This window comes from Gilliamella sp. B3482, from assembly GCF_026536805.1.
GTDB classification, from domain to species: Bacteria; Pseudomonadota; Gammaproteobacteria; order Enterobacterales; family Orbaceae; genus Gilliamella; species Gilliamella apicola_E.
Genome location: NZ_JAFNNL010000002.1, coordinates 50544 through 63560 on the forward strand (window position 1 = coordinate 50544; position 13017 = coordinate 63560).

The 13017-nt window shown below is 29.3% G+C and carries 14 protein-coding genes; 5 read left to right on the forward strand and 9 right to left on the reverse strand.

Annotated features, from left to right (window positions below):
* Positions 1-265: 265 nt before the first annotated feature.
* From J3U18_RS03440 to J3U18_RS03480, 9 genes are all read right to left on the reverse strand, one after another.
* A complete protein-coding gene (locus J3U18_RS03440; protein ID WP_267352928.1) occupies positions 266-1936 on the reverse strand; it encodes a toxin-antitoxin system YwqK family antitoxin in 1671 nt (556 codons plus the stop codon).
* Between the two features lie 7 nt (positions 1937-1943).
* Positions 1944-2471 carry an N-acetylmuramoyl-L-alanine amidase gene (locus J3U18_RS03445; protein ID WP_141673975.1) on the reverse strand — a complete coding sequence of 176 codons (528 nt, stop codon included), beginning with the start codon at positions 2469-2471 and terminating at the stop codon, positions 1944-1946.
* A 358-nt stretch (positions 2472-2829) separates the two neighbouring features.
* Positions 2830-3387, reverse strand: coding sequence for a hypothetical protein (locus J3U18_RS03450; protein WP_267352929.1), 558 nt, complete (start codon positions 3385-3387; stop codon positions 2830-2832).
* Positions 3388-3554: 167 nt separating this feature from the next.
* Positions 3555-4547 carry a hypothetical protein gene (locus tag J3U18_RS03455; protein WP_267352930.1) on the reverse strand — a complete coding sequence of 331 codons (993 nt, stop codon included), beginning with the start codon at positions 4545-4547 and terminating at the stop codon, positions 3555-3557.
* Between the two features lie 279 nt (positions 4548-4826).
* Positions 4827-5858 (reverse strand): hypothetical protein, encoded by a 1032-nt coding sequence (locus J3U18_RS03460; protein ID WP_267352931.1) that lies wholly within the window; start codon positions 5856-5858, stop codon positions 4827-4829.
* A 371-nt stretch (positions 5859-6229) separates the two neighbouring features.
* Positions 6230-7231, reverse strand: a complete 1002-nt coding sequence (locus J3U18_RS03465) for a hypothetical protein (RefSeq protein WP_267352932.1) — start codon at positions 7229-7231, stop codon at positions 6230-6232.
* Between the two features lie 289 nt (positions 7232-7520).
* Positions 7521-8489, reverse strand: coding sequence for a hypothetical protein (locus J3U18_RS03470; protein WP_267352933.1), 969 nt, complete (start codon positions 8487-8489; stop codon positions 7521-7523).
* Between the two features lie 109 nt (positions 8490-8598).
* Positions 8599-9222 carry a hypothetical protein gene (locus tag J3U18_RS03475; RefSeq protein ID WP_267352934.1) on the reverse strand — a complete coding sequence of 208 codons (624 nt, stop codon included), beginning with the start codon at positions 9220-9222 and terminating at the stop codon, positions 8599-8601.
* Positions 9223-9431: 209 nt separating this feature from the next.
* Positions 9432-9815, reverse strand: coding sequence for a hypothetical protein (locus J3U18_RS03480; protein WP_267331843.1), 384 nt, complete (start codon positions 9813-9815; stop codon positions 9432-9434).
* A gap of 234 nt (positions 9816-10049) precedes the next feature.
* Here J3U18_RS03480 and J3U18_RS03485 point away from each other — a divergent pair, with 234 nt between their 5' ends.
* From J3U18_RS03485 to J3U18_RS03505, 5 genes are all read left to right on the forward strand, one after another.
* The gene (locus tag J3U18_RS03485; protein ID WP_267352935.1) at positions 10050-10610 is read left to right on the forward strand and encodes a hypothetical protein; all 561 of its coding nucleotides are present in this window, start codon (positions 10050-10052) and stop codon (positions 10608-10610) included.
* Positions 10611-10690: 80 nt separating this feature from the next.
* A complete protein-coding gene (locus J3U18_RS03490; RefSeq protein WP_267352936.1) occupies positions 10691-11062 on the forward strand; it encodes a hypothetical protein in 372 nt (123 codons plus the stop codon).
* Positions 11063-11066: 4 nt separating this feature from the next.
* Positions 11067-11561: a hypothetical protein gene (locus J3U18_RS03495; protein ID WP_267352937.1), complete on the forward strand. Its 495-nt coding sequence runs from the start codon at positions 11067-11069 to the stop codon at positions 11559-11561.
* A 142-nt stretch (positions 11562-11703) separates the two neighbouring features.
* The gene (locus J3U18_RS03500) at positions 11704-12075 is read left to right on the forward strand and encodes a DUF6334 family protein (RefSeq protein ID WP_267352938.1); all 372 of its coding nucleotides are present in this window, start codon (positions 11704-11706) and stop codon (positions 12073-12075) included.
* 144 nt (positions 12076-12219) lie between these two features.
* On the forward strand, positions 12220-12933 hold the full coding sequence (locus J3U18_RS03505) for a HEAT repeat domain-containing protein (RefSeq protein ID WP_267352939.1): 714 nt from the start codon (positions 12220-12222) through the stop codon (positions 12931-12933).
* Positions 12934-13017: the final 84 nt, after the last annotated feature.

Genomic DNA, 13017 nt, shown 5'->3' on the forward strand with positions numbered 1-13017 from the left:
TACATCTCTATTTGTTTATAAATCAATAATGTCAAAATCAAATTGATGTAACACATCAGAAACAATTTGGTTAGGATTGGCTGAATAAGAATCTACTCGTTTGGGTTGATCTTTAGAGGATTTTATATTTTCTGTATGAAGGCTTTAGTTTTCCATTATAGGATGATTAAGTAATTATTTATATTTTTTAATTTATTGTTTACTTATCACCGTTCATAATTATGAGGGTGATAGGCAAAATAAAAAGCAGTTTAAAATACTATCATTACTTCATTTCATCAATTTCATTATCCACAAATTTTCGTTCGATAAGCTCACCGTCTTTATAGGTTTCTGTGTACAAAAGTTTGCCTTTTTTAGCAGAAGATAGATCAACAGATCCTTCTGGCATCTCTTGGTAATCTAATTTATAAAACTTCCAAATTCCAATCGGTAACCCTTTTTGGTAATTTGCTTCAAGGTAAGTATAAAGGTAAGTATAATAACCATTTGGCTTCTTCTCAACCCACAAACCTTCACGGGTATGATTTTCGACTAATCCTTGTTCTTCTTCATTTTGGAAAAATCCGTTTTGGTCGTAATATCGAATAAATTTGCCTTCAGGCGAAATTTGGAATTTTTCATAACGGATAAAATGCGTATCCTCTTCATCTTCTTCAAAATATTTAATATGAATAATATTGTTCTTATCTATAAAAAATAATTTTCTATAACCATTAATTACCCATGATAAAGAATAATAAACATTTAATTTATCGATAGTGTTAGTACTATCTGTTGTGATTAAATCCATTCTAGAATAATTATAAGGCTCGTATTCACTATTATAAACTGGCTTGTCTTCAAGTGTTGTATGAGAAGATGTTAATAGAAATAGATTTAGATTTTTATCATTAATATTTATTTTGCTTACTGGTGAAAGATAATTATCTTTTTTAATATTTTTATCAAAAAAATGTGATAGTTTATCATAGTAAAAATTACTCATTTCAGATTCATAAAATCTGTCTTTAAGAATTGTTAATTGAGGGTTTAAATATAATTCTGGATATAAATAATCATTTGAATATTTACTCAAATAAAAAATTACTGAATCATAATTACGTTGTATCCTACTGTTATTCCTTTCAACTTTTTCTTGCCAAAATTGGGTTGTCCATTTCTTAGGAAAATGTGTTGATATCAGTTCTTCTTTACCAAAAGAAAGCTCGTTCGTATAGGGCAACTCACTATAAATATTTACTGAATAAGTATTATTCGGTATGGTGAAAAGCTCTTTTAACTCAGTCTCATATAAATCATCAAAATTGTAAATTTTCTTTGAAACAACTTTTCCATTCTTATATTGAGTTACGATTTTATAGTCTTTGCCTAATTCATCAGGATGATAATAGGTGGTTTCGATTAAATCGCCTTTTTCATCGTATGTTTTCCATAATCCTACAGGTATTGTGGTAGCATTATACATATCCATAAACCCTTCATATTGCTTAACGCCATTTTCAAAGTAAATAGTAGTGAGTTTGGGTAATTCTAAAGAGTCAGTAACTATTGTTTCTATAAGATTTATTTGTCCATTAGGATAATAAATAACATATAATACATCTCCTTTTTTAACTTCATCTCTTACATAACGGATGAATTTTAGTTTTCCATTTGGGTAAAATCCTTGAGAAGAAATGCCGTCTCGTTGATATGATGACATATAATACACAGATTCTAATTGACCGCCTTTAGTATAGTAAGTTTCTATATAATCCGCTGCTTTATTGCCATTGATATAATATTCATACCGTAGAAAACCCTCAGGAGTATTGGATTCTTTAATTCGTACTGAATTTGAAGGGGTAGCTTCGGAAATATTTTTTGCTTCAATGCGTTGAATACATGCCAAAATGCCAACAAAAAAAATAGATACTATTAGTAATTTTTTCATTTTATTCTTAAAAATGTTTATTAATGTTGATTACTAACCCTTGAGCAAGTTGCTCTGCTATTAAATCCATATTGTCGTAAATACTTTTTGCATCTTTAGGGGGGGTAATATAACCAAGCTCGATTAAAACTTTATCTTTCGTTTGATTTTTTCCCCAAAGAACTCCTACATTATTTCTAGCATCAGGGTGTTTCTTTCCTATATTGACAACAGTATAACAATTAAAAATATCATTAGCTAATTCTAGCCCTTTTTTATCTCCTTCATTACAGATAACATGGGCGCCGGAAGTAAAATTGGTTAAGCCATCCACATGAATTGAAATAAAATAATCCGCTTTGTTATTAGTAGCTATATCACAGTGAAAATAGATAGCTTCTTTATTATTGGCAACTTTAACAACGTTTTTACTATTTCCTTGATATAGGTAATGGAGCCGTCTACCGTGCATTCCATTTCTGTTTTTTCTTATCCATTGACTAAAAAGGAAATGGATTATTTGAATACAGGTTTTGGGTAGTATCGGTATTTTCAATTTCTCTGAGTCTGAGCACTAATTTACCTTTTCGGGGAGTACCGTAACATTTGGCAACCAGATAAATTTTGTCACCCCAAGAGGCTTGATTTAATTTTAAATAGGTATATTCATTAGGTTTATTCGCGGCATTTATTTTTTTGCAAAATAGGCATCCGATACATTAATATGAAAATCAGATTAATGTAACAAATCATAGACAATTTGATTGGGGTTGGCTGAATAGGAATCGGTTTGAGGTTGTAATACCTTGTTTTCGGGTTGATAGGGTTGTGATTGTTTATTGTCCGGCGAGGTTGCTCCTTTTTCCATTTTGGGTTGTAGACTTATTATTTGTTTATGTATCTAACTTTTAATATTATTTATTTTTGACGTTGAAACATTTAGGATCATCAATTGAATTTATGATTAAATTAATTTCATTTCCTTTCTTTCTTGACATACTATATTTACAGATTTGAATAGTATTTCCTGATTGGATTTGTTCCATGGATATTAATTCTAATAAGTTGTTTTTATCCTTTTCAAAAATGAATTTATCAACCGTTAAATGTCTGGTTTCTTGTAAAATTTCTAAGGTATATTCTTTTTTACTTACTTTTGTCAAAGTAAATGTTAAATCATTTCTATCACCATAGTTACTAATTAATAATTTATAGTTTTCTTTAAATTTTATATTTCCTTGTTCTATTTGAATTATAAAATGATCATAAGGTTGATCCGATACTAAATTTTTATGGAGTTCCCCTGCATTATCAAATTGAATATGAAAAATATTATTTTTAATAATATCAGCTTCGCTCTCATCTTGAATCTTTTGTTTACTATAAACATTTTTAACTTGTCCTTGACAAGAAAAAGTTAATATCATTATTAGAATAAAAAAGATTCCTTTATTTTTTATTAATACACTCATTATATTTTATTATACCTTTTAATATTTCTGTAAACTTCTTTCTTCTTCTAAACCATTGGGGACTTTTACATTTCATTAATTGCTCATGATACCAATAAAATTTGTATGATTAATAGATAAATTAAATCAAAAATAATTATATTATACTAAGCGTGTTTAACATTGTCCTATTTTTCAAATTCACCGATTAAAATTCTTCCCCCTCGATCTTCAGGATCTGGTTTATCATGGAATGATGCACGTAAAATGATAAATTTATCTTTATAAAATCCGACAGGTCTAGAAGTAGCAAACATACCTTTTAACTCATACTTATTCCAAGTTTGTCCATAGTCATATGAATATCGAATTGACGGGTTAATAGATGATAAAAGTTTATAGTCGCATACAAAATTTTTATATCGGTAAAAGTTCACATTTTTTGAATCAAGTGTATATAACTCTTTTTCCTCTTCATTATAAAAAGTTGCAGATGTTTTTAACAAGTTAGCTTTACCCAAAACAAAAGTGTCATCTTGATATAGTAAGACATCATAGTTACTTTTGAAACTTTTGATGATTTGCTTGTTTTGGGTTTTAGGGTCATAACTAATGATCTGATTTTTTTGTAAAGTTAGAATGTTACCCTGTGCGGTTAAATAAAATGGCTGATTGTTTAAATCGTCTGGCAAGGGGTATTCTTCTTCTCGATTCAATAAATTAATCAGTTTTAAATTGCCTCGATTGGAATATATGACATATTTACCATTAAACTTTTTATAATTGATGTCATCGTCATATAAATATTCATCTATTTTAAGGAATTTTAAATTATTATTATCTAAAAGATATAGGGAAATTTTTTCACTGTTATCGGGTAATCTATTTTGAGCTTTTACTAAAGAATAATCATTGCTGGTCTTAATCGATATCATCTCTTGTTCGGGTAGCAATAATTCTTGATAACTTTTGCCCCGATCTTTAGATATAAATATTACCGCTTGATACCCTCTTTCGATTGAATCGAAAGAGCGAAGACTTTTATTTCCGATTAAAATAATGGTGTTTTCGTTAAGTGCTTTAAAATCCTCAAAACGAAAAGCAGACATCGGATCTAAGACAGTTGCTTGGTCGGTTAATTGGTATAATTGATTAAAATCGTATTTGGCTATCCATTTCATATTTCCTTGTTTATTGGGGTTACAGCTGAATAAAAAAAGGCTTAATAGAGTAGTGATAATCAATTTATTATTTAGGGATATCATCATAAAAAACACTCTAGTTACATATCTTTTGTTATCGGACTCTTGTTATTAAATTTCAAAAAAACTAACGCCATTATAATGATTAGTTTTGAATGATTATTCGTTTTAATTTACTCATTTATATCGATTTACTTACCACCTTTTATATTAATAAAGGTGATAAGTAAAATAACCAGTATATTTAATATACTATCGTTATTTCAATTCATAAATTTCTTTATCCACAAATTTGCGTTCGATAAGCTCACCGTCTTTATAGGTTTCTGTGTACAAAAGTTTGCCTTTTTTACCAGAAGATAGATCGATAAAACCGTCTGCTTTCTTTTGATAATCTAATTTATAAAACTTCCAAATTCCAATCGGTAACCCTTTATGGTAATTTGCTTCAAGATAAGAATAACCACGAGGATAAATATAATAACCGTTCGGCTTCTTCTCAATCCATAAACCTTCACGGGTATGATTTTCGACTAATCCTTGTTCTTCTTCATTTTGGAAAAATCCGTTTTGATCGTAATATCGAATAAATTTGCCTTCAGGCGAAATTTGGAATTTTTCATAACGGATAAAGTTAACGTATTCAGAATCACAAAAATCAAAGTATTTAATATGGATAATTCCTTTTCTGTCAATATACAGGCGTTTCGTATCAAGATTGGCATAAATATAAGCATTTAGGGAATCTAAGATGTTTCCTTGACCATCCATAACCACTAATTGTAATTTAGCGTAGGGTTTTACATTTGGTTTATCTGAAGTAGGTACATCTTCACTAAAAAGCATTATTAGAGATTGGTTATTTGATAAATTAATTTTCCATAATGGATATAATATTTCTTTATAGTTGTAATATATACTTGATTGGTTTTTTATAAACGGGTAGGGAAAAAAGTTATCATAATAGATATTAGCCATATTAGCATTAGTATAAGTATAAGTAATACTATCGGTAAGTTTTAAATCTCGTTTTTTATCTTTATAAACATCGTAAAACAAATTTGAATGATTATAAGCTAAATCTATAGGTGTTTTATACCATGTATTGCTTGGATAATCATACGATTTCCAATTTGCTGGGAATTGGACGTCAATTAACTCTTTAGTTCCGAAAGGTAAAGTAATTACGGGAATTGAATTCTTCTTTTTCGAATCTGAAAAATCCTGAGATTTTATGCCTTGACAAGAACATAGAAAAATAACTAAAAGTAAAAGGTAATTTTTTTTCATTACAATAATTCCTTATATAATTGAATAATCGTGGCTAGGGTACAACCACAATACATTTTGTTCGGGAAATGTTAACTCTTGATAACTTTTGCCCCGATCTTTAGATATAAGTATTACCGCTTGATAGCCTCTTTGAATTGATTCGAGAGAGCGAAGACTTTTATTTCCTTGTCTAACGGGGTTGCAGCTCAATAAAGCGAAGCTTACTAAAATTGTTATCAGTATTTTTTTATTCAAACTTATCATCCTTTAAAATCTATTTTTTATACAGTCTTTGTAAGGTAGCTTTTGTTATCGACAGATAATCTAAATTTCGAGCTATAATAAGAGACTGCTTCCAAGTTTTTGTAACCCACCACTCATAAGATTTTTTATTTTTCAAACTCACCGATTAAAATTCGTCCCCCTCGATCTTCAGGATCTGGTTTATCATGGAATGATGCATGAAAAATGATGAATTTATCTTTATAAAATCCAATTGGATAAGAGGCTGAAAAAAAGCCTGTAAACTTTTGTTCAAACCAAGTTTGTCCATAGTCATAAGAATATCGGAAAATAGGATAAAGGGATGAAATAAGTTTATAGTCGCATACAAAATTTTTATAGCGATAATATCGGCTTCTATCCCCTTTTTCGAAAGTATATAAAAGCTCTTCTTTATTATTATAATAAGAACCTCCACCTTTAGACTTATTTTCATTGAATTTAGTAAAAAAATATTCACCATCCTTATAAGTCAGCACATCATAATTATTATGTAATTGCTGTATGACGGTTTTTGTATTATTTTTCGGGTCGTAGCGAATGACTTGTTTGGCATCTAGAATAAGTAATGTATCATCAGCAGTAACCCAAAAAGAACGGTTGTTTAATTCGTAGGGTAAAGGATACTGTTCCTCTCGATTCAATAAATTAACCAGTTTTAATGCCTTGTTATGGGAATACACGGCATATTTTCCATTAAAATTATAATAGGAGATATCAGCTTCAGAATCATATTCATCTATTTTAACGATTTTTAAACTGTTGTTATCTAAAAGATACATGGAATTTTTTTTACTGTTGTCTGGTAATCTACTTTGAGCTTTTATTAATGAATAATCATTGCTGGGATAAATCCATCTCATCTCTTGTTCGGGAAGCAATAATTCTTGATAACTTTTGCCCCGATCTTTCGATACATGTATTACTGCTTGATACCCTCTTTGGCTTGAATCAAAGGCATTAAGATCTTTATTTCCAATCAAAATAATGGTGTTTTCATTGGGGGCTATAAAATCTTCAAAACGAAAAGCAGACATCGGATCTAAGACAGTTGCTTGGTCGGTTAATTGGTATAATTGATTAAAATCGTATTTGGCTATCCATTTCATATTTCCTTGTTTATTGGGGTTACAGCTGAATAAAAAAAGGCTTAATAGGGTAGTGATAATGAATTTATTATTTAGGGATATCATCATAAAAAATACTCTAGTTACATATCCTTTGTTAACGGACTATTGTTATTAAATTTCAAATAAAACCAACAGCCATTATAAAGATTAGTTTTGAATGATTATTCTTTTTAATTTACTCATTTATATCGGTTTACTTACCACCGTTCATATTTATGAGGGTGATAAGCATAATAATTGTTTGTTTACTACACAATCTTTAATTCAATTAATCAATTTCTTTATCCACAAATTTGCGTTCGACAAGTTCACCGTCTTTATAGGTTTCCGTATAAAGAAGTTTGCCTTTTTTAGCAGAAGAATAGGGAACATAATAGGGAATAGAGCCGTCTTTTAACTTATATTCTAATTTATAAAACTTGCCTTCACCCTGTATTAACCCATTTTTATATTCGGCTTCAAAATATGAAGTACCAATTAAATGGTTTACTTTCTTCTCAATCCATAAACCTTCGCGAGTATGGTTTTTAACTAAACCTTGTTCTTGATTATCTTTATAGTTACCATTTTTAGGATAGTAACGAATAAATTTGCCTTCGTCATTTAGTTGATATTGATAAAACGGTGTTTGTGTTATTCCGTCCTCAGTAAAGGAATAGTCTCGGGTGGAGATGATCAGGTTTTCATCTATATAAAAAATTTTACCATCTGTAAAACCCATTTCTCCTGAGCGATTATAATAAATTCTTCTAGAATCAACCTGTACTCCATTTTTTAAGGATAACAGATATATAGATAGATTTGGATAACTGTTAGATTCTGATTTTTGTATTGCTAATTTTAAGATTTTATCGCCTTTTTTGAGGTATTTGAATGAAATAATAAAAGGTATCGCTTCTTCTTTATATAAATTATATCTGCTAAAAACCTCATCATAATCTGAATATTCTATTTTAAAAAGTTTAGGATTATAATTTACGGTTTCCTCACAACCAAGTAAGGAACAAAAGCTATCCCTACTTCCATATCTATGAACAAAATTATTGTACAACTCTGCAATTGAATCTTCGTTTTTTGCTTTATGGAGTATTGCCCGCTGCCCTAATGGTGGTGATATAAGTGCACCTGACAAATCTTTTGCTGTGTCGGGAGTGGCAGGTGTATAAGTTATTATCGGTTGCCCATACGAACAACCCAACCATAGAGTCAATGTAAGTAAAATAATTATTTTATGCATAGATATTAGGGATTTCTCGAAAGTTATAAATAGATAAATGAATATTATATACGGTATGTATTTTATTTCTATTTAGTTAAACTAATACAATCCGCATAATCACTCATTTTTATTCAGGAACAAAATCACTAATATTATTAAAGACGATATGATAACCATCACCCATGTTTAACTTTATTTTTTTATAGGTAAATTCAACAAACAGGCTTTGTAATGAGTGAAAATCACGCTCTTTTTTAGATAAAAACTTTTTTGCATATTCAATATACTCAGGGCAACAATCCTTATATTTTTCTGGGTTATCGATTATTTCATTCTGATAGAACTGTTTTTGAACCAAATAAGACTCTTTTCGGATCTCATCAAAATATCTTTCATGGCAAATGGCTTCTAGCTGTGGTGTAGTTTTAATCGCTGTTGATAAAATAAATTTACCTTTATTGTTATGTAGCAGTATATTTTCTTTAAAAGAAAATGGTAAAAATACATTTCCCCTATCAATATCATCAATTAAGTTTTGAGAAACCGCATATTCTATTTCACCAGTTAATAGGAAATCTTGATCCTTGTTATCTATAAATTCTATTTGGAGATCATCTATACCCAGATACAGCTTTTTAATGATAAAAAGCGTCTTACCTTTTTGTACCAGTGAAAAGTCTTCAGGGTTTAATCCTTTTAATGCTAATTTTTTACTGCCTAACTGAATTAAAACAGGATCATGGTCTAACACAATGACTTTGCTAGAGTTTATGCTTGTTTTTTCCTATTTATGCACATAAGCACAAGAAGTCAAAAAGCTAATGAGTAAAAGTATAGCTATCGTCTTCATTATTTTCCTAATTAAATAGTAGTATGTATAAAATCTATATTAAATCCCCAATGTTCATGATCATAATGATTTTGAATCACCAGAGTTTACACCGGAAAACTCTGTCAAACCTATCGGAAAGCTTGTTCACACGCAGTAAGGCATAAAAAAAATAGAACAAATACGAGAGGGCGATCTGTGATTGTCTCAAAACCAAACCAGTGGCAAAATAAGCCTAAAAAAGTAACGTCATTATCCGCTAAGAGACAGACACCACCGTACAAATAGAGCTGGAAGGCGAAACCATTGAAACTACCGCCGAACACCCTTTTTACACCAAAGAAGGCTGGAAAGATGCCGCCGACCTCACCGAATAATACCACATACAAACCAAAAATAAAAAATGGTATCGTGTAAAAGGGTAAAACTATCTTTATACTAAGAAAGAAGTTTATAATTTTGAAGTTGAAGGCTGGCACACCTACTTTGTCGGCAAACTCGCTTGGCTGGTGCATAATGCGCAGCCTTGTTTTTCTACAATGATAATGGAATCCCAAACATGGTTTCAAAATATCATTAGAGGGAGAAGTTTTAATATGGTAATGAATAGTGCTTTGAGAGAATTACATGGAAAAAAGTTACTATAATAGATGACATTTCTAAATTACCGGGATTATAAAATTTATAAAAAATTAAACAATATGTATACATTAAAATTCTTAGAATACAATGACCTTATGAAAGAGGTTATGTCTGAAGAAGGCACTTTAGACAATATATTAACCCTTAGTCTTGAGAATAAACCCACAGCAGAAGACAAAAAACATCTCAATAATGCTGAGGATTGGGCTAAATATGCTTTTGATAATGATAAAGAATACTATGTTACTTTTTTTAAAGATGGTGAACCTATAGCATGCGTAAATAATTATTTTAGAAAGATAAGTGTAACTTTTTTAACTTATAATAATGGAGAACTATTTGTCTATCTTTATATGATTTATAATAAAGAAAAGGGGGCGTATAATAAAGGCGTTGATGGTAGGATATTTTTACGCCAGTTTGAGTTATATGATGAAGATGCAGATAAAAGAATAACCAACAAAGTTCTTTTTAGAGATAATGGCATTATGAATGTTGAGACCATTACAGAAACAAAAAGGCCGGAATTTAGTATGAATTATGAAGAAAAAGAGACAAGAGTAAACTTATCCCATAACTGGATAAGAAAACCTCAGAATTACAAAGATTATGAATATTTATTAGATTATCAGAATATTTTAAAGCCCGAATATTTAGATTTACCATAATATTTATTGTTCATTTTTTTATATTTAATTATTCCATTCGAAATTGGCATACCTACTTTGTCGGCAAACTCGCTTGGCTAGTGCATAATGCTAAGCCTTGTGTTAGCGGTATAATTAAAGGAGTTATTAATTGGTCTTCTAAAAGTGTAAAAACTTTTGGACATACATTTTTGAAGCATGGACAAAATAATTTCAAAAAATTACAAGAAGTTGCAAGGCAAAAAAATATATCACAAGGTATATGGAAAAATGATAAAGAAGCAGCTAAATTAATAGAACAAAATTTTAATAAATTAAAAGTAGGAGAGAATATTATAGATTTACCTAAAGGTTTAGGGCAAGTGATTAAACCTGATGGTTCAATTGTTGAAGCTACAAAAGCTATTATTATAAAAAATTCTGATGGCTCAACTAATATTTTAACTACAGCTTACCCTAAAATAATACCTTAAAAAAATGAAATTTGATTTAATCATTGAAAAACCATTAACGAAACTAACTGACTTTAAGTTTGAGTTATATGATAAAGATTCCTTAACAGAGGCACTTTCTATCATTGAAGATGCTATTTATGAAACTCATAAAATAAAGTTTTATTTCAATTCACTAGGTGAAGTATGGAACGTTACTGTATTTGGTGATCTCTCTGTTTTTCTGGAACAATTAGATGATATATTAAAAGTCACAAAAGGTATTAAAAAACAACATATCTTAGATTTTTACGAAGTAGGAACAAATAGAAAATTACTTTTAATTCATGATAAAAAAATAGTTGAAATTAAAAACATTTCAACTACTGGTTGGACCCCTTTTATAACCGCTGAAACACAAGATAATTTAGATATTCAAATATTATTTTTTGTTAACAAATTGGAAAGTATTATAGAAATAATATGCCCAGAAGTGAATCAAATAGCTAAAATAAAAGAATGGTATAATTCATTTCAATAAAATGAAAATACAAAACATAAAATATATTGATGAACTCACTAATAAATATGCTTCCGGTACGGTTATTTAAAATACCGAACATAATGCGGGAAAAATTCTGGAGAAGTTTTAAAATGTGCTAAAAAGAATTAAGAAAATCATTATGATAAAAATCGAAAACTTAATAGGATTATCCATAACTCAGTTTTACTGTAAAAAATTTGATTCCAATACCACAGGTTATATTGAAATAGTAGTACAAATATCCAAATATTTTTTACAAATTACTGTGAATGATGATACCGATGAACTTATTGTTCATATTCCTTCCCTAATAGAAACTAACCAATATTTTATTCCAGATTGGGCAAATAATTTTACAAATAAATCCCTCATGCAACTTTGGGGCATTGAAAATGAAAAAGGATATTCTGATTTACTCTGTCTAGGTATTGATGAAGTAATACCTAGTATCGTATTTTCATCTTTAGCTTCTGAAATAAAAGTCGGATTAGTCAACTATGGTTCAATTTAATGATAGCAATTAAAGAACTGAATTTTATTTCTCCGATCAGCCAACTAAAGTAATTCTGGAGAAGAAAGATCATCACCTTTCAATAATAATAAATAATGATAAGACAAATTTTAACTTTCTTAATCCTTTTAGGACACCAGTGGTATGAATATAGAAGAATTAAAAGCAAAATATGAAAAATACATTGGAACAGATGAGTTTATGGATCATATTTTTGAATTAAAAAAAGATTTGTTATCATCAGATTCCAATGATTTTTTAGAGTATCATTACTTATTAATGAATAATAAGAATTTGGATAGTGGTGAAAGAGACTTAATAAAATCTTTCTTTTACTCAGAAGTCGTTAATGAAAGAGATAAAACTAAAGTCGGGGAGTTTCTATTAAAAAAATTTGAACAAGAAAAAACACCTCAAAAGCAAGCTGAATTGATTAAAATATTAGGACATTTAAGATATTCTAAAGTCAAAAAACTCGCCATCCAAGAAATAAAATCGCCTGAATATGAATTACGCTTTGCCTGTATCATGGTATTGGGCTGGGTTGGCACTGCAAAAGACTTAGTCTATTTAAATGAACGAATGTTAAATGATCCGGAAGGTACATTACGTCAATGTGGCGCTGCGGCAATGAGACAAATTTGGTTTCGACATAAATCAACGAAATTAAAAATTACCCAGTATATTAATGGAGCGATCAGACATGAAACCAATCCATATGCCTTAAGCGGAATGATTATCACGATTCAAGATTTATATGGAAAGAAATTAGGAATTAAAGAAAGTCATTATGGTGATATATCGGGAGATGTTAACAAAGCAAAAGAAAAATGCATTAAAGAATTAGATAAAAATTAACTAGAAATATTAAAAAGTTTAGAACCATGAAGATAAAATATAGAATTGTTAAAAATTTTAATAAAGAAGAACAAGATAAATTAG